We start from the raw sequence: 17,338 nt of genomic DNA, 5'->3' as shown, positions 1-17,338 counted from the left end.
CCCAAACACAAAATAAAAAGCGCCCGGCCAATCCCAAAAGGGGAGAGGCCGGGCGCTTTTTGCGTCCGATGAAAAATTACAGGGTGTTGGCCCGCTGGATCAGGCTGCGGATGTGGTGGGCCAGCATTTCCAGGGCGGGGCCGTTCTCGCCGCCGTTGGGCACGATGACGTCGGCCTGGCGCTTGCTGGGCTCCACGAAAGCCTCGTGCATGGGCTTGACGGTGGTGCGGTACTGGAGGATGACGCTGTCCAAAGAGCGGCCCCGCTCTTTCACGTCCCGCAGGATCCGGCGGAGAATCCGCTCGTCGGCGTCGGTGTCCACATAGATCTTGTAGTCGAAGAGGGCGCAGAGGGCGGGCTCCACAAAGGGCAGAATCCCCTCCACGATCAGCACCGGCGCCGGCTCAATGTGGAGGGTGCGGTCGCTGCGGTTGTGGTCGGCGTAGTCGTAGATGGGGCAGTCGATGGCCTGGCCCGCCCGCAAGGCTTTCAGGTGTTCGATCAAAAGGTCGTTGTCGAAGGCGTCGGGGTGGTCGTAGTTCAGCTTGCACCGCTCCTCAAAGGGCAGGTCATCGTGCCGCTTGTAGTAGCTGTCGTGGGGGATCAGCCGGACCTCGTTCTCCCCGAACCGCTCTTTCAGCCGGAGGGCCAGGGTGGTCTTGCCGCTGCCCGAACCGCCTGCGATGCCGATAATCAGATGATTCATAACCTTGTTTCCTCCCTGGGCGGTGGCCGCCCTGCCGCGTGTGCCGGTCTGATGTTCTCCCTCTATGATAACACAAACCGCCCCGTTTTGACAGGGCAATGTAAAATCGGGCCCAGGAAAATGCAAAGAAAAGGCGAAGAATCAGCCGAGTTTCAGATCGCCCTCTTTGATCCAGCCCAGTTTCCGCTCGATCTCACAGAACGCCCAGCTCAAAAGGGCGGGCAGGATAAAGCAGAGCAGCACCAGCCCCGCCCAGTCCCAGGGGGTGATGGCGGCCTTGGCCCCCGAGGCAATATCGTTCAGCCAGCCGGTGTAGACGCCGATCTGGCCTACTAAACCGCAGGTGCCCATGCCGGAGGAGACAGCCGGGCCGTTCATCTCCAGATGGAACAGGCAGGTGGCCAGAGGCCCGGTGATGGCGCTGGCCAGGGTGGGGGCGATCCAGATCCGGGGGTTTTTGAGGATGTTGCTCATCTGGAGCATGCTGGTGCCGAGGCCCTGGCTCACAAGGCCCCCCACCCCGTTCTCTTTGTAGCTCATGACGGCGAAACCCACCATCTGGGCGCAGCAGCCTGCCACCGCCGCGCCGCCTGCAAGGCCGGTGAGGCCCAGGGCCGCGCAGATGGCCGCCGAGGAGATGGGCAAGGTCAGGGCCACCCCCACGATCACCGAGACGAGAATCCCCATCACCAGGGGATTCTGCTCGGTGGCCCACATAATCAGGGTGCCCACCTGGCTGGCGGCCCGGCCGATGGGGGCCGCGATCAGCATGGAGAGCCCCACCCCGGCGAAGATGGTCACCAAGGGGGTCACCAGAATGTCGATCCGGGTCTCCTTGCTGACGGCTTTGCCCAGCTCGGCGGCCACAATGGCGATGATCAGAACCGCCAGGGGCCCGCCCGCGCCGCCCAGGGCGTTGGCCGAGTAGCCCACCGTGATCAGGCTGAAGAGGACCAGGGGCGGGGTGTGGAGGGCCCAGCCGATGGCGCAGGCCATGGCCGGGCCGCTCATGGCCGAGGCATAGCCGCCGATCTCTTCCAGAAGGGGAAGGCCCGCCCGCTGGCCTAGAGTGGTGATGATGGTGCCGATCAGCAGACTGGCGAAGAGGCCCTGGGCCATGGCGCCCAGCGCCTCGATGCAGTACCGCTGGGGGGAGAGGATGATATCCTTGCGTTTCAAAAACGAGTTGAGTCGTTCCATAAAATTCTGCCTTTCTGTTGGGGGCCGCAGAGGGCGGCCGGGGGGTTAAAACGCATTTATAGTACCATACACCTGTCAAGACAGCAATGGACAAAACGCCGAATCTCGCCCCCGGCGGGGGGATTTTTCTGTCGGATGCAATTTTTTTCACGGGGGATCGTATTCTATAAAACACGGTTTGTACAGGGCGTTTTTGCCCCGTCCGCCGGCCAGGAAATGACTGCCAATCGCCGAAAGAAGATTGACGGGGCATGAAGGCTGGGTGTATACTGAATGTGTCTGAGAATGTGTCTGACAGGATCAGAACAAAATGTATGGAGGCGAAGTAAAGCGGAATGAAAGGCAAAAACCCCAACCCGTTCCACAAGAAGCGGAGAGAGCGCCGCTGCCTGGGCCAGGTATTGGCCGCAGCAGTTATGATATTGTGCCTGACGGTTGCAGGCACCACTACTTATACCGTCGCCCTGTCCCAGCCGGAGATCCTGGCTGTGGAGCCCGGGGCGGTCTGGCAGATCGAGAACGAGGCCCACGCCGAGGCTGAACCCCTGGCCGAGGTGGAAACGGCGGCCCCCGGGCAGAGCTCTGCCCCCGAGACGGTGGAACCCGAGGCTGCCCAGCCCCAAGCCGCTGACCAGGCGGCAGAGCCGGAGACGGCTCAGCCCGAGGTCCAGCAGGCCGCTCAGCCCGAGGTAGCTGCCCCGGAAGCGGCCCAGCCCGAGACGCCGGCCCCTGAGACCGCCCAGCCGGAGACCGCCGCCCCCGTAGCGGAGGATCAGGCCGCCCTGGCGGAGGAAAACACCCTGGCGGATCACCCCCAGGCTCTGACCCTGAGCCTTTTGGAGGAGGAAAACTCCCCCTGGAACACCGAGACCCCTGCCCTGAGCGCCGAGGACCCTCTGGCCTCCCGCTATGAGGAAGCCCAGGCCGGCACGCTGGAGGGGGCCCAGCCCCTGCTGCTGACCCCCGACCAGGTGAATGAGCTGCTGGCTTCCGACCGGGCTCTGGGCCTGAGCCAGGAGAATTTCCTGGACTGGCTGCTGGGCTCGGACCAGAGCTTTTTGCGGTGGCTCTTCGAGCTGATCTTCGGCAAGAAAGAGGAGTACTCCGGCTGGCGGACGGTGGACGGCAAGACCTATTACTATGACCCCAACACCCACCTGCCGGTGACCGGCATCCAGACCATCGACGGCAAGATCTATTACTTCGACGGCGAGGGCATCCAGCGGGATGTCACCTTCGGCATCGACGTGTCCAAGTATCAGCCCAATGTGGACTGGAACAAGGTCAAACAGGCGGGCGCAGAGTTCGCCATCATCCGGATCGGCTACCGCGGTTACAGCACCGGCGCTCTGGCGCTGGACCCCATGTTTGAGACCCATCTGGCCGGGGCCCAGGCTGCCGGCCTGCGGGTGGGCGTCTACATCTTCAGCCAGGCCATCAACGAGGACGAGGCCCGGGAGGAGGCTTTCGCCTGCGCCTACGTCCTCAACGGCCGCAAGCTGGACTACCCCGTCTATTTCGACAGTGAGTACGCAGTGCCCGGCGCCCACACCGGCCGGGCCGACAAGCTGACCAAGGCCGAGCGCACCGCCTGCGCCGTGGCCTTCTGCGAGGAGATCAAGAAGTGGGGCTACGAGCCCGGCGTCTATGCCTCCACCAGCTGGTACTCCACCCAGCTGGATTTCAACGCGCTGCGCAGCTACAACATCTGGAACGCCCACTACGGCATCCCCGGGCCCCGGATGGACTGCGCCCTCTGGCAGGGCACCTGTGAGGGCCGGATCAACGGCATCAACGGCAACGTGGACATCAACATCAGCTACATCGGTTAATTCGATACCGGAAAAGTGAGGGACGCGGGATGGATCGGATCGGACTCATTGCCTCGGATATGGACTTTACCCTGCTGGACGAGCACAGCCAGCTGCCCCCGGGGTTCGAGCAGATGGTGCTGGACCTGGAGGGGGAGGGGATTCTCTTTGCCGCTGCCAGCGGCCGGCCCCTCTATACTCTGGAGAAAATGTTCCCCACCCTGCACGACCACATGGCCTTTATCGCCGACAACGGCGGCGTCGTCCGCTGGAAGGACGAGACCATCTACGAATCCCGGATGCCGGTGGAGGAGTATCGGGCCATGGCCCGGTACTGCCACGAGGCCGGGGACGTGGGGGTGGTCTGCGGGATGGAGTGCGCCTATGTCGAGGAGCGTTACCAGCAGTACGACCGGGTGCTCCGGAAGTTCTACACCAATATCACCTATGTGGAAGATCTGACGGCCCTGGACGTGGCCGCCGACAAGTACACCATCTACCTGCCCCGGGACAACGCCCGGGCCGCCTACGATGACCAGTATGGGCCGGGCTTCGGCCAGCGGTTCTCGGTGGCGGTGGCGGGGGATTGCTGGGTGGATATCATGAACCAGGGGGTCAACAAGGGCTCCGCCCTGGAGCTGTTGGGCCGCCGCCGGGGCCTGAGCCCCGACGGGATCATGGCTTTCGGGGATACATACAACGACACCGAGATGCTCACCACCGCCCGCTATGGTTTCCTGATGTCCAACGGCAGCAAGGACCTGCGGGCCCGGGTGCCCTATCTGGCGCCGCCCCACTGGGACCACGGCGTCATGCAGGTGCTGGCCCAGGTGCTGCGCCAGGGGGGCCTGGTGACGCCCCGGGACTTCACCCCCGCCCACTGAACGGGAAGATAACTTAAACCCTTTTTCGAGAGCCGCCCACGCCGGGCGGCTCTCGTTTTCTGCCTGAGACTGTGCGCGGTATAAATACAGTTGACTTTTTGCGGCGGTCGTGGTAGGATAGGAGGCACAATTCCATACACGGCAAACGAAGTTCTTAGGAAAACGGCGAAAGCCTGCCGAAGGAGTAAAACTCTCAGGCGCCCGGCAGCGGGCAGGGACTAGGGGCGGATGTGGCTCTGGAGAAGCTCATTTCAGGAGTACCGAAGGTGCAAGGCGGGGGATAAACCCCGCTGAATCTCTCAGGTAAAAGGACAGAGTAGGGGAGTTTGTGCGGGGTTCCGGCGCAGTTGGCGCTCCGGGGCCCCCGCCCCATTTGTTTTGATTGATGGTTTGAGCTGGACCGTGCCGCAGGCGCGCCCGGCTCTTTTTTTGCGGTTTTCCGGCGGGGGCCGGGGGAGTTGGCGAAAACATCGACAAAACGAGGGAGAGGAATCAATCATGGGAGAGTATGTGAGCGCGGTGGTTGCCGCCGTCAACGACGTGCTGTGGAACAAACAGCTGCTTTTGTTGTTTTTGCTGCTGGGCACCGGCATCTATTTCACCATCCGCACCCGCTTTGTGCAGGTGCGCAAGTTTGGTGAAGGCTGGCGGCGGCTCTTCGGCAATTTTTCGCTCAATGGCGCCAAGGCCGGCAAGGAGGGCATGAGCTCCTTCCAGGCCCTGACCACCGCCATTGCGGCCCAGGTGGGCACCGGCAACATCACCGGCTGCGCCACCGCCCTCTATTCCGGCGGCCCCGGCGCCATCTTCTGGATGTGGGTGTCGGCCTTCTTCGGGATGGCCACCATCTACGGCGAGGCGGTGCTGGCCCAGAACTACAAGACCACCGACCCCGACGGCCACGTCACCGGCGGCCCCATCTACTACATCAAGGCGGCCTTCAAGGGCCGTCTGGGCAAGTTCCTGGCGGGCTTCTTCTCGGTGGCCATCATCCTGGCTTTGGGCTTTATGGGCAACATGGTCCAGTCCAACTCCATCGGCGAGGCCTTCTATAACGCCTTTGGCCTGCCTCGTCTGGCGGTGGGCATCGCGGTGGCCGCGGTGGCGGCCTTCATCTTCATCGGCGGCGTCAAGCGGCTGGCTTCCTTCACCGAAAAATTGGTGCCGGTGATGGCTCTGTTCTACATTGTGGGCGGCCTGGTGGTCCTCTGCATCAACCACGAGGCCCTGGCCGGGGCTTTCCGCTCCATCTTTGTGGGCGCCTTTAACCCCCAGGCCATCTTCGGCGGCGTTGCGGGTCTGGGCGTCAAGGAGGCCATGCGGTACGGCGTGGCCCGGGGCCTCTTCTCCAACGAGGCCGGCATGGGCTCCACCCCCCACGCCCACGCTCTGGCGAAAGTCGAAAAACCCCAGGATCAGGGCGTCATCGCCATGATGGGCGTCTTTATCGATACTTTTGTGGTGCTGACCATGACCGCCCTGGTCATCCTGAGCTCCGGCCTGCTCCAGCCCCTGGCCGAGGACGGCCTCACCGGCACGGCTCTGGCCCAGGCGGCCTTTAACCAGGCCTTCGGCAGCTTCGGCAACGCCTTCATCGCCATCTGCATGCTGTTCTTTGCGTTCTCCACCATCATCGGCTGGTATTTCTTCGGCGAGACCAACGTCAAGGCCCTCTTCGGCAAAAAGGCCGTCCTGCCTTATGCCGTGATTGCGGTGGGCTTCATCGTCATCGGCTCCTTCCAGAAGGTCAGCCTGGTGTGGGATATGTCCGATATGTTCAACGGCCTGATGGTCATTCCCAACCTGCTGGCGGTGCTGGCCCTCAGCGGCCAGGTGGCCCGTGCGGCCTGGCCCGGCAAAAAGGAGAAGGAAACCCAGAAAAAAGCCTGATCCCGCCCGCTGATCCCGCCTTTTTTGGCCCCGGTGCGGCATAACCTCGCTTCCCCGCGCATATTTTGTTCCAGAACATCCGGGCGGCCCAGGGCCGCAGATGCACGAGGTCAGGGGAGGCAGAGAAATGTTTGTGGTAACATTGAGCAAGTCAAGGCTGCGGCGGCTGGGCGTGGGCGCCATGTGCTGTGCGCTGGTGGTGTGCAGCGCCCTGCTGGGGCGGTACATCAGCAGCCGGACGGTGACGGCCAACGCGGGCCAGATCACCAAGATCGAGAGCGCCCAGGACATCCAGACCTGGTTCACAGGCTACGGGATGGAGGTGGATGGCGCTTCCATCACCGCCGATAAGGTCAAGATCCCCCGCAAGTGGGACGACAGCTTCTCGGCGTTCAACACGGTGGTGGGCCAGAGCGGAATGGATCTCACCAAGTACAAGGGAAAAACGGTGGAAAAATGGCTGGCTCTGCTGCCGGCCCAGAGCACCGGGGACGAGAGCTGCTACGGCGTGCTGCTGGTCTATAAGAAAAAGCCGGTGGGAGCCTATCTGCTCTCGAAACCCTCCGGGGTGGTCACCGGGCTGAAGGACGCCCAGCAGGCCATGGCCCAGCAGGCGGGCGAGGACGCCCAGCTGGTTTCGGGCGAGGACTACGGCGGCGACTGGGGCGAGCGCCATGATGCCGAGCTGGGCGCTGCCAGCCCCACCGAGGCCATGGCGGAAAACCAGGCCATGGACGCCCAGGTCCAGCAGACCTCCGGCGAGACGGACTACGCCGAAAGCGCGGTCCAGACCTCCGGGGAGCCGGGGTGCGCCGTCAGCGAGGTTCAGCAGACTTCCGGCGAGCCGGAGACCATGCTGCCCGCTCAGGACAGCCTGTATGTGGACCTGCCGCTGGACGCCGAGGGCTACCCGGTGGAATAAATCCCGATTGTGTATAAGAGCTCTGCGGGGCGCTGTGAAAAACAGCGCCCCTTTTTTGCGCCCCGGGGCTGAAAACCTGCACAATTTTGGGCCGGGGAAATATGGCAACCCTACAAAATTGGGGGAGTGGCGCGGGTTTTGGTTGCTATTTTGGCCGAAACACCGTATAATAGAGCCATCAGAACTGGAAACGTTTCCGGGAACGTTTCTGGTACACGCACACAAGAAGGAAGATTTCTTGAGGAGGTTGCAAACCATGAAAAAGAAGCTTTTGGCTCTGGGCCTGGCCGCCGGCATGATGCTGAGCGCGCTGACCGGCTGCGGCGGCAGCAACAGCACCGCACAGAGCACCGAGGGCGGCACCACCGAGACCGGTTCCGTCTATTATCTGAACTTTAAGCCCGAGCAGGATGCTCAGTGGCAGGAGCTGGCCGAGATCTACACCGAGGAGACCGGTGTGGAGGTCACCGTCCTGACCGCTGCTTCCGGCAACTACGAGACCACTCTGAAGTCTGAGATGGCCAAGACCGACGCGCCCACCCTGTTCCAGGTCAACGGCCCCGTGGGCCTGGCCGCCTGGAAGGACTACTGCTATGACCTGACCGGCAGCAAGGTGGCCGGTGAGCTGTCCAGCGACGAGTTCGCCCTGATGGATGGGGACAAGATGGCCGGCATCGGCTACGTCATCGAGACCTACGGCCTGATCTACAACAAGACTCTGCTGGAGAAGGCCGGCTACACCGCCGACGACATCAAGAACTTTGCCGATCTGAAGGCTGTGGCTGAGGACATCACCGCCCGCAAGGACGAGCTGGGCTTCTCCGCTTTCACCTCCGCCGGCATGGACGGTTCTTCCGACTGGCGTTTCAAGACCCACCTGGCCAACCTGCCCATCTACTATGAGTACAAGGCCGACGGCATCGACAACACCAGCGCCATCAAGGGCACCTATCTGGACAACTACCGCCAGATTTGGGACCTGTACATCAACAACGCCACCTGCGAGCCCACCCTGCTGTCCACCAAGACCGGTGACGACGCTGTGGCTGAGTTTGTGACCGGCCAGGCCGTCTTCTATCAGAACGGCACCTGGGCTTACAACGACGTGGCCGAGCTGGGCGACGAGAACATCGGCATGCTGCCCATCTACATCGGCGTCGAGGGCGAGGAGAACCAGGGTCTGTGCACCGGCACCGAGAACTACTGGTGCGTCAACGCCAAGGCTTCCGAGGCCGACATCCAGGCGACTCTGGACTTCATGTACTGGTGCGTCAGCAGCGAGACCGGCACCAAGGCCATGTGCGGCGGCGAGGGCGCGATGCCTTCCGGCCAGGCTGGCATGGGCTTTGTGATCCCCTTCAAGGGCAACCTGGAGTCCACCAATCCCCTGGTCAACATCGGCAACCAGTATGTGGCCGACGGCTATGAGTCCGTGTCCTGGAACTTCTCCACCATGCCCTCTGAGGAGTGGAAGAACGGTGTTGGTTCGGCTCTGACCACCTACGCAGCCGACCAGACCGACGCCAACTGGGACAAGGTTGTCACCGCTTTCGTGGACGGCTGGGCCACTGAGGCCGCCGCTGTCAACGGCTGAGCATTTCCCGACCAAACACGCTGACCGGGCAGCGGGCGGGCAGAGCGTCCGCCCGCTGCTTTTTGTCTTCTGCGCTCTCTAGGAAAGGAGCGGTCCTCTTGGAAAAAGCGATCAAACGGTATTTCCCCATCTTTGTGCTGCCCACCCTGCTGGCCTTTACCATCGGCTTCATTGTGCCCTTTATCATGGGCATCTGGCTGTCCTTCTGTGAGTTCACCACCGTCACCGACGCCACCTTTGTGGGAATCAGCAACTACATCAAGGCCTTCCAGGATACCATCTTCCGCCACGCTTTCTGGTACACCGCCCTCTTTGCGGTGGTGTCCCTGGTGGTCATCAACCTGTTTGCCTTTGCCATCGCCCTGGCCCTGACCCAGAAACTCCGGGGCACCAACATCTTCCGCACCGTGTTCTTTATGCCCAACCTGATCGGCGGCATCGTGCTGGGCTACATCTGGCAGCTGATCTTCAACGGCATCCTGGCGGCCTACTCCACCGCCCTCAACCTTAACGAGTGGTACGGCTTTGCGGGGTTGGTAATCCTGGTGGCCTGGCAGCAGATCGGCTACATGATGATCATCTACATCGCGGGCTTGCAGTCCATCCCTGGGGATGTGCTGGAGGCAGCGGTTATCGACGGCGCCAACGGCCCCCAGCGGCTGTTCCGGGTGACCATCCCCATGATGATGCCCTCCATCACCATCTGCACCTTCCTGTCCATCGTCAACGGCTTCAAGCTCTTTGACCAGAACCTCTCCCTCACCGCAGGCGAGCCCGCCAAGATGTCCGAGATGCTGGCCCTGAACATCTACAACACCTTCTACGGCCGCACCGGCTGGGAGGGCGTGGGCCAGGCCAAGGCCGTCATCTTCTTTATCATCGTGGTCTTTATCGGTCTGCTCCAGCTGCGGGCGACCCGCTCCAAGGAGGTGCAGCAGTAATGAAACAGAAACGACGCATGAGCGCACTGGGCACCGGGCTGTTCAGCTTTTTATCGGTGGTCTACATCCTGCCCATCGTGGTGGTGCTGCTCAATTCCTTTAAAAAGAAATCCTACATCAACCTCGAGCCCTTCAAGGCTCCCAACGAGACCACCTTTGCCGGGCTGGACAACTACACCGCCGCCATCGACCAGTATGGTTTCCTGAAAGCGGTGGGCTGGACCGTCTTTATCACGGTGGGCTCGGTGGCCGCCATCCTGATCTGCACCTCCATGTGCGCCTGGTACATCACCCGGGTGCAGAACCGGATCACCAAGGGCATCTATCTGCTCTGTGTCTTCTCCATGGTGGTGCCCTTCCAGATGGTCATGTTCACCCTCTCCCTGGTCACCGACCGGCTGGGCCTGGGCACCCCCTGGGGCCTGATCATCATCTATCTGGGCTTCGGCGCGGGGCTGGCGGTCTTTATGTTCTGCGGCTTCGTCAAGGCTATCCCGGTGGAAATCGAGGAGGCCGCCCTGATCGACGGCTGTTCTCCGGTGCGGATGTTCTTCAGTGTGGTGCTGCCCATCATGAAACCCACCTACATCTCGGTGGGCATCCTGGAAACCATGTGGATCTGGAACGACTTCTTGCTGCCCTATCTGACCTTGGACATCAAGAAGTACAAGACCATCTCCATCGTCATCCAGTACATGAAGGGTTCCTATGGCCGGGTGGATATGGGCGCCATTATGGCGGCGTTGATTATGGCCGTCATCCCGGTGGTCATCTTCTACCTGAGCTGCCAGAAATACATCATCAAGGGCGTGGCCGCCGGCGCCGTCAAGGGCTGAGCCCGGCTCCGCCCCGAAGGGGGCGAAACCTATGTCCATCACCATCAAAGATATCGCCCAGCTGTCCGGTTACAGCCTGGGCACGGTGTCGCGGGTGCTGAACGGACACCCGGACGTGAGCGCCGCCGCCCGGGAGCGGGTGATGGCGGTGGTCCAGGAACAGGGCTTTGAGCCCAACGCCAACGCCCGCCACCTCAAGATGCGGGCCCAGTCGGCGGTGGCCGTCCTGGTCAAGGGCTCCCGCAACCTGCTGTTTGCGGATATCCTGGAGCGGATCCAGTCCCTTTTGCAGGACAGCGGCGAGGAGGTCTATGTGGCCTACCTGGACGAGGACGCCGACGAGGTGCAGTACGCCGTCCAGCTGGAAAAACTCCGCCGGCCCAAAGGCTTTTTGTTCCTGGGTGGCGACCTGGAGTGTTTCCGCCGGGGGTTCGCCCAGGTGACGGCCCCCAGCGTCCTGCTGACCAACGATGCCCAGAGCCTGGGGTTTAAAAATCTATCCAGCTTTTCCACCGACGACGCAGCCGCGGCGGGGGAGGCAGTGGAATACCTCTGCCGCTGCGGCCACCGCCGGATCGGGGTGCTGGGCGGCAACCTGGCCAGCGAACAGATCAGCGTCAAGCGGCTGCAAGGCGTGCGGAGCGCCATGGCCCGGAACGGCCTGCCCTTCGACCCCGCCCGCCACTATGTGCCCTGCCGGTACTCCATGGCCGAGGGCTACGCCGCCGCCCGGAAACTGCTGGCCCGGGAGCCGGAACTCACCGCCGTCTTTGCCCTGGGCGACGTCATCGCCATGGGGGCCATGCGGGCCTTCTGCGATCTGGGCCGGCGGGTGCCCGAGGAGATCTCCCTGGTGGGCTACGACGGGATCGAGGTGGGGAACTTCGCGGTGCCCCGGCTGACCACCATCCGGCAGGATACCGCCCTGCTGGCCGAAGAAGGGGTGCGGACCCTTCTGGCGGCCATCCATTACAAGACGCCGCCGGTCTATCGGACCATTGGCTTTGAACTGCTGGAGCGGGAGAGCGTCCGCCCGGCGGGACTCTGAACAGAAACAAGAGAAAGGTTGAGTGAATCATGAATCGAACTTCGGGCGTACTGATGCCCATTACCGCGCTGCCCTCCCCCTGGGGTGTGGGCACCCTGGGAGACGCCGCCCGGGCATTTTTGGATTTCCTGGTGGCGGGGGGCCAGACCTACTGGCAGATCCTGCCCATCGGCCCCACCAGCTACGGCGACAGCCCCTATCAGGCGTTTTCCTCCTACGCAGGCAACCCCTACTTTATCGACCTGGACGATCTGTGCCGGGCGGGGCTTTTGAAACCGGAGGAATACCAGAACCTGGATTGGGGAACCCCCGGCCGGGTGGATTACGGCCGGCTGTATGAGCTGCGGTTCCCGGTGCTTCGCCGGGCGGTGGAACGGCTTTGGGCCGGCGAGGGCCCGGCGGTGGCGGAATTCTGCAAAAAAGAATCCGCCTGGCTGGAAGATTACGCCCTCTTCATGGCGCTGAAAAAGAAGTTCGGGGGCGCCCCCTGGTCGGCCTGGCCCGACGACGCTCTGCGCAAGCGCCAGCCCGCCGCCCTGGCTGCGGCCCGGGAGGAACTGGCGGAGGAAGTCCGGTTCTGGCAGGGGGTGCAGTACCTCTTCTTTGTCCAGTGGGACGCCTTTAAGGCGCTGGCAGGGGAGAAGGGGATCCAGATCATCGGCGATCTGCCCATCTACACCGCCGGGGACAGCGCCGACGTCTGGGCCCACCCCGACCAGTTCCAGATGGACGAGGAGTTCCGCCCCACCCGGGTGGCGGGCTGCCCCCCCGATGGGTTCTCGGCCGACGGCCAGCTCTGGGGCAACCCCCTGTTCAACTGGGAGAAGATGAAGGCCGAGGGCTACCGCTGGTGGATGGACCGGATCGCCTTCCAGTTCCGGTTCTACGACGTGCTGCGGATCGACCATTTCCGCGGGTTCGATTCTTACTACTCCATCCCCGCCGGGGCCAAGAACGCCCAGAACGGCCGGTGGGAGCCGGGCCCGGGCATCGAGTTCTTCCGCCAGATGGAAAAGACCCTGGGCAAACGGGAGATCATCGCCGAGGACCTGGGTTTCCTGACCCCGTCGGTTCATCAGCTGCTGGCCGACACCGGGTACCCCGGCATGAAGCTGTTGGAGTTCGCCTTTGACAGCCGGGACGGCGGCGGCCGGCTCTACCAGCCCCACAATTATCCCACCCACTGCATCGCCTATGTGGGCACCCACGACAACGACACCGCCCTGGGCTGGATGAAGACCGCCGAGCCCGCGGACGTGGCTATGGCCCAGGAATATCTCCACCTGGACCCCGTGGAAGGGGAGAACTGGGGGATGATGCGGGCCATCTGGTCCAGCACCGCCGGCTGCACCATCGTCCAGATGCAGGATCTGCTGGGTCTCGGGTCCGAGAGCCGGATGAACACCCCCTCCACCCTGGGGGGCAACTGGGCCTGGCGGGCCGAACCCGGCTTCGATAGCCCCGCCCTGGCCAAAAAGCTCCACCGCCAGATGGAGCTGTACGAGCGCCTGGCCGTACACGCTGAATAAAATAAAAAAGTTTTGACGCCAAAACCCGCCCCGAAACCTATGGTTTTTGGGGCGGGTTTTGGCTTTTTGGGGCAGGAGGATGGATTTTTTGCCCCATTTTTGGCAAAAGGTAGGAGAACGGATACAAGATTATGTGGAATCATAACAAAATTCTGGGGTAAAAATCGGCAAAATGGAACGGTGCAAAAATGGCAGGATGGGTTTATAATAATTATATCAAACTCTATGCGTCGTCGTGGGTGCGCGGCGCTTTGAGCGGCAGGCCAAGCCCGCCAATTCTTTGATTAAGTAAGGAGATAATGAAGATGAAGGAATTTCAGTATACGATTAAGGACGCCTGTGGCATTCACGCTCGTCCGGCCGGCCTGCTGGTCAAGGTAGTCAAGGGCTTTGCAAGCACTGCAACCCTCGAGAAGGCAGGCAAGACCTGCGATATGCGCAAGCTGATGGCGCTGATGGGCATGGGCATCAAGCAGGGCGACACCATCACCGTCAAGGTGGAGGGCGACGACGAAGCAGAGGCTGCTGCCGCAATCGAGAAGTTCCTGACCGAGAACGTCTGATACACAGTTGCTTGAGCCCTCGCGGCATGCTGCGGGGGCTCTTTTTAAATCCCGGGCGTCCGGGATGATTGGATTAGGATGAAGGAGAGGTTGTTATGCAGGTAGGAACCGGCAAAAGTATTCTGAATGGCATCGCCATCGGAAAAATCAAGGTCTATAAGAAGAAGGACACCACCATTTCCACCGCAGAAGTCGAAGATACCGCCGCGGAGATCGCCCGGTTTGAGGAGGCCCAGGCCAAGGCCATCGAGCAGCAGACCGCTCTGTACGAGAAGGCGCTGGACGAGGCCGGCGAGGAGATCGCCGAGGTGTTCAACATCCACGCCATGATGCTGGAGGACGACGACTTCGTCGACGCCATCAAGGAGATCATCAACGGCCAGAAGATGTGCGCCGAGTACGCCGTCAAGACCGCCGGCAACAACCAGGCCGCCGTCTTTGCGGCCATGGATGACCCCTATCTCCAGGCCCGGAGCGCCGATGTCCTGGATATTTCCCAGGCCATGCTGGACATCCTCCAGGGCACCGACACCGGCAGTGTCCAGGGCGGCGAGCCCAGCATCCTGGTGGCCGAGGATCTGGCCCCCTCTGAGACCGTCCGTCTGGACAAGAGCCTGCTGCTGGGCTTCATCACCCGGGAGGGCAGCTCCAACAGCCACACCGCCATTCTGGCCCGGAGCATGAACATCCCCGCACTGATCCAGTGCAAGGATATCTCGGACGAGTGGGACGGCAAGATGGCGGTCATCGACGGCTACAACGCCTGCGTCTACGTGGAGCCCACCCCCGACCTGCTCAAGAGCCTCCAGAAGCGCCAGCAGGAGGACCGCAAGAAGCAGGCCCTTCTCCAGGAGCTGAAGGGTAAGACCAACACCACCCTGGACGGCAAGACCATTAACGTCTACGCCAACATCGGCGGCATCGGCGACGTGGGCGCCGTCCAGCAGAACGACGCCGGCGGCGTGGGCCTGTTCCGCTCCGAGTTCGTCTACCTGAACAGCAAGGATTATCCCTCGGAGGATTACCAGTTCGAGGCCTACAAGCAGGTCATCGAGACTCTGGCCCCAAGAAGGTCATCATCCGCACCTGCGACATCGGCGCCGACAAGACCGTCGATTACATGAAGCTGGACAAGGAGGAGAACCCCGCCCTGGGCTACCGCGCCATCCGGATCTGCCTGACCCGGAAGGATTTCTTCAAGACCCAGCTGCGGGCCATCCTGCGGGCGGCCGCCTACGGCAACGTGAGCGTCATGTTCCCCATGATCATCAGCCTGCGGGAGCTGCGGGACGCCAAGGCCACCCTGGAAGAGTGCCGCAAGGAGCTGATCGCTGAGGGCAAGAAGGTGGGCGAGATCGAGATTGGCACCATGATCGAGACCCCCGCCGCCGTCATGATCGCCGACGATCTGGCCGAGGAGTGCGACTTCTTCTCCATCGGCACCAACGACCTGACCCAGTACACCTGCGCTCTGGACCGCCAGAACGCCAAGCTGGAGCCGTTCGTGAACCTCCACCACCCCGCCGTCCTCAAGATGATCCAGATGACCATCGAGGCGGGCCACCGCCACAACTGCTGGGTCGGCATCTGCGGTGAGCTGGGCGCCGACACCGCTCTGACCGAGATCTTCCTGCGGATGGGTGTGGACGAACTGTCCGTCAACCCCAAGAGCATTCTGCCTATCCGGAAGATGATTCGCAGTATTGATCTGAGCAAGTAATACAATTTGTATAACTTTGGGCTCCTCCCGGCGGCGTTTGCCACCCTTCCGAGGGGCCCTTTTTGAGAGAAATGGAGGAAAAAGACTATGAAAATGCCCGAAGGTTTCCTGTGGGGCGGCGCCACCGCCGCCAACCAGTGCGAAGGCGCCTACAATGAGGGCGGCCGCGGCCTGTCCAGCGTGGACGTGATGCCCTTTGGCCCCGACCGGTTCCCGGTGGCCACCGGCAAGATGAAGATGCTGGACTGCGACGACGCCCACAGCTACCCCGCCCACGAGGCCATCGACATGTACCACCGCTATAAGGAGGACATCAAGCTCTTCGGCGAGATGGGCTTCAAGTGCTATCGTCTCTCCATCGCCTGGACCCGCATCCTGCCCAATGGCGACGACGACACCCCCAACGAAGAGGGCCTGAAATTCTACGACGACCTCTTCGATGAGTGCCACAAGTACGGCATCGAGCCCCTGGTGACCATCTGCCACTTCGACACCCCCATCGCCCTGATTAAGAAGTACGGCGGCTGGAAGGATCGCCGGATGATCGATGCCTACCTGAAGTACTGCACCGCCATCTTCAACCGGTACAAGAACAAGGTCAAGTACTGGCTGACCTTCAACGAGATCAATATGCTGCTCCACCTCTCCTTCATGGGCGCCGGCATTGTCTTTGAGCCGGGCGAGGACCCCGAGCAGATCAAGTACCGCGCGGCCCACTACGAGATCGTGGCCAGCGCCAAGGCGGTCAAGCTGGCCCATGAGATCATGCCCGACTGCATGGTGGGCTGCATGCTGGCGGCCGGCCAGTTCTACCCCCGTACCTGCAACCCCTCCGACGTCTACGCCGCCATGGAGGCCGACCGGGACAACTACTTCTTCATCGACGCCCAGGCCCGGGGCGCTTACCCCGTTTGGGCCTGGAAGCGGATGGAACGGGCCGGCGTCAAGCTGGACTGCACCGACGAGGATCTGGCCGTCATGAAGGAAGGCACCGTCGATTTCATCAGCTTCAGCTATTATTCCAGCCGTTGCACCACCACCGACCCCGAGCTGCTGGCCAAAGAGGGCGCTGACGGCAACGCGGTCTTTGCCAGCGTCAAGAACCCCTACCTCAAGGCCAGCGAATGGGGCTGGCAGATCGATCCCCAGGGTCTGCGGGTGACTCTGAACACCCTCTACGACCGGTACCAGAAGCCCCTCTTCATTGTGGAGAACGGCCTGGGCGCCAACGACGTGGTGGAGGCCGACGGCTCCATCCACGACACCTACCGCATCGACTATATGCGGGCCCACATCCAGGAGATGCTGAAAGCCGTCAACGAGGACGGCCTGCCCCTGATGGGCTACACCATGTGGGGCCCCATCGACCTGGTTTCTGCCTCCACCGGCGAGATGAAGAAGCGCTACGGCTTTATCTATGTGGACAAGCAGAACGACGGCACCGGTACCCTGGCCCGCAGCCGGAAGGACAGCTTCTTCTGGTATAAGCAGGTCATCGCCACCAATGGCGAGGATCTGGGCTGAGCCCGGCACAAACCCTTATAATGAACCGCTCCAGTAAAAGTAGACAATGAAAAAAGAAGGCCTCCTGTGGTAGAATAAAACTACTACAGGAGGTCTTTGCTATGCCCAGAAAATACAGCCACATTCAGGAACACGAGAAGGAAATAATAGAGCTTCGCAGCCAGGGAATG

The 17,338-nt window shown here is 62.0% G+C and carries 13 protein-coding genes, 1 pseudogene and 1 riboswitch; of the genes and pseudogenes, 12 read left to right on the top strand and 2 right to left on the bottom strand.

Annotated elements, in window-relative coordinates:
* Positions 1-76: 76 nt before the first annotated feature.
* Together udk and JCM17207_RS07420 are read right to left on the bottom strand one after the other, a co-directional pair.
* Positions 77-706, bottom strand: a complete 630-nt coding sequence (gene udk / locus JCM17207_RS07425; RefSeq protein ID WP_238316977.1) for a uridine kinase — start codon at positions 704-706, stop codon at positions 77-79.
* A 141-nt stretch (positions 707-847) separates the two neighbouring features.
* Positions 848-1,906: a PTS sugar transporter subunit IIC gene (locus JCM17207_RS07420; protein ID WP_238316976.1), complete on the bottom strand. Its 1,059-nt coding sequence runs from the start codon at positions 1,904-1,906 to the stop codon at positions 848-850.
* Between the two features lie 335 nt (positions 1,907-2,241).
* On the opposite strand from JCM17207_RS07420, the gene JCM17207_RS07415 reads away from it, so the two are divergent.
* The 12 genes and pseudogenes from JCM17207_RS07415 (at position 2,242) to JCM17207_RS07360 (ending at position 17,168) form a co-directional block, all read left to right on the top strand.
* Entirely contained in the window at positions 2,242-3,738 is a 1,497-nt protein-coding gene (locus JCM17207_RS07415) for a GH25 family lysozyme (protein WP_238316975.1), read from the top strand.
* 29 nt (positions 3,739-3,767) lie between these two features.
* Positions 3,768-4,601, top strand: a complete 834-nt coding sequence (locus tag JCM17207_RS07410; RefSeq protein WP_238316974.1) for an HAD-IIB family hydrolase — start codon at positions 3,768-3,770, stop codon at positions 4,599-4,601.
* A gap of 226 nt (positions 4,602-4,827) precedes the next feature.
* A riboswitch (glycine riboswitch) is annotated at positions 4,828-4,926 on the top strand.
* A 173-nt stretch (positions 4,927-5,099) separates the two neighbouring features.
* Complete coding sequence (locus JCM17207_RS07405; protein ID WP_238316973.1) at positions 5,100-6,491, top strand: alanine/glycine:cation symporter family protein; 1,392 nt, start codon at positions 5,100-5,102, stop codon at positions 6,489-6,491.
* Positions 6,492-6,618: 127 nt separating this feature from the next.
* Positions 6,619-7,413, top strand: coding sequence for a DUF4830 domain-containing protein (locus JCM17207_RS07400; RefSeq protein ID WP_238316972.1), 795 nt, complete (start codon positions 6,619-6,621; stop codon positions 7,411-7,413).
* A gap of 256 nt (positions 7,414-7,669) precedes the next feature.
* Positions 7,670-9,007, top strand: a complete 1,338-nt coding sequence (locus tag JCM17207_RS07395; RefSeq protein ID WP_238316971.1) for an ABC transporter substrate-binding protein — start codon at positions 7,670-7,672, stop codon at positions 9,005-9,007.
* 98 nt (positions 9,008-9,105) lie between these two features.
* Positions 9,106-9,948, top strand: coding sequence for a carbohydrate ABC transporter permease (locus JCM17207_RS07390; RefSeq protein ID WP_238316970.1), 843 nt, complete (start codon positions 9,106-9,108; stop codon positions 9,946-9,948).
* The gene (locus JCM17207_RS07385; protein WP_238316969.1) at positions 9,948-10,784 is read left to right on the top strand and encodes a carbohydrate ABC transporter permease; all 837 of its coding nucleotides are present in this window, start codon (positions 9,948-9,950) and stop codon (positions 10,782-10,784) included. Before JCM17207_RS07390 ends, JCM17207_RS07385 begins: the two co-directional genes overlap by 1 nt.
* A 31-nt stretch (positions 10,785-10,815) precedes the next feature.
* Positions 10,816-11,832, top strand: coding sequence for a LacI family DNA-binding transcriptional regulator (locus JCM17207_RS07380; RefSeq protein ID WP_238316968.1), 1,017 nt, complete (start codon positions 10,816-10,818; stop codon positions 11,830-11,832).
* 29 nt (positions 11,833-11,861) lie between these two features.
* Positions 11,862-13,361 carry a 4-alpha-glucanotransferase gene (malQ, locus tag JCM17207_RS07375; RefSeq protein ID WP_238316967.1) on the top strand — a complete coding sequence of 500 codons (1,500 nt, stop codon included), beginning with the start codon at positions 11,862-11,864 and terminating at the stop codon, positions 13,359-13,361.
* Positions 13,362-13,660: 299 nt separating this feature from the next.
* Complete coding sequence (locus JCM17207_RS07370) at positions 13,661-13,924, top strand: HPr family phosphocarrier protein (protein ID WP_238316966.1); 264 nt, start codon at positions 13,661-13,663, stop codon at positions 13,922-13,924.
* Positions 13,925-14,019: 95 nt separating this feature from the next.
* Positions 14,020-15,644 (top strand): annotated as a pseudogene (gene ptsP, locus JCM17207_RS07365) (phosphoenolpyruvate--protein phosphotransferase).
* An 87-nt stretch (positions 15,645-15,731) separates the two neighbouring features.
* Positions 15,732-17,168, top strand: coding sequence for a 6-phospho-beta-glucosidase (locus JCM17207_RS07360; protein ID WP_238316965.1), 1,437 nt, complete (start codon positions 15,732-15,734; stop codon positions 17,166-17,168).
* The last annotated feature ends 170 nt before the right edge of the window (positions 17,169-17,338 follow it).

The sequence above is a fragment of the Faecalibacterium gallinarum genome, assembly GCF_022180365.1.
GTDB lineage: Bacteria > Bacillota > Clostridia > Oscillospirales > Ruminococcaceae > Faecalibacterium > Faecalibacterium gallinarum.
The sequence above is the reverse complement of the archived record's forward strand: the minus strand, read 5'-3'. Positions and strand labels throughout refer to the sequence as shown.

What these genes read in the sequence shown, in the direction of transcription:
- udk (WP_238316977.1), bottom strand. Translation starts at nt 706, where the DNA reads ATGAATCATCTGATTATCGGCATCGCAGGCGGTTCGGGCAGCGGCAAG.
- JCM17207_RS07420 (WP_238316976.1), bottom strand. Translation starts at nt 1,906, where the DNA reads ATGGAACGACTCAACTCGTTTTTGAAACGCAAGGATATCATCCTCTCC.
- JCM17207_RS07415 (WP_238316975.1), top strand. Translation starts at nt 2,242, where the DNA reads ATGAAAGGCAAAAACCCCAACCCGTTCCACAAGAAGCGGAGAGAGCGC.
- JCM17207_RS07410 (WP_238316974.1), top strand. Translation starts at nt 3,768, where the DNA reads ATGGATCGGATCGGACTCATTGCCTCGGATATGGACTTTACCCTGCTG.
- JCM17207_RS07405 (WP_238316973.1), top strand. Translation starts at nt 5,100, where the DNA reads ATGGGAGAGTATGTGAGCGCGGTGGTTGCCGCCGTCAACGACGTGCTG.
- JCM17207_RS07400 (WP_238316972.1), top strand. Translation starts at nt 6,619, where the DNA reads ATGTTTGTGGTAACATTGAGCAAGTCAAGGCTGCGGCGGCTGGGCGTG.
- JCM17207_RS07395 (WP_238316971.1), top strand. Translation starts at nt 7,670, where the DNA reads ATGAAAAAGAAGCTTTTGGCTCTGGGCCTGGCCGCCGGCATGATGCTG.
- JCM17207_RS07385 (WP_238316969.1), top strand. Translation starts at nt 9,948, where the DNA reads ATGAAACAGAAACGACGCATGAGCGCACTGGGCACCGGGCTGTTCAGC.
- JCM17207_RS07380 (WP_238316968.1), top strand. Translation starts at nt 10,816, where the DNA reads ATGTCCATCACCATCAAAGATATCGCCCAGCTGTCCGGTTACAGCCTG.
- malQ (WP_238316967.1), top strand. Translation starts at nt 11,862, where the DNA reads ATGAATCGAACTTCGGGCGTACTGATGCCCATTACCGCGCTGCCCTCC.
- JCM17207_RS07370 (WP_238316966.1), top strand. Translation starts at nt 13,661, where the DNA reads ATGAAGATGAAGGAATTTCAGTATACGATTAAGGACGCCTGTGGCATT.
- JCM17207_RS07360 (WP_238316965.1), top strand. Translation starts at nt 15,732, where the DNA reads ATGAAAATGCCCGAAGGTTTCCTGTGGGGCGGCGCCACCGCCGCCAAC.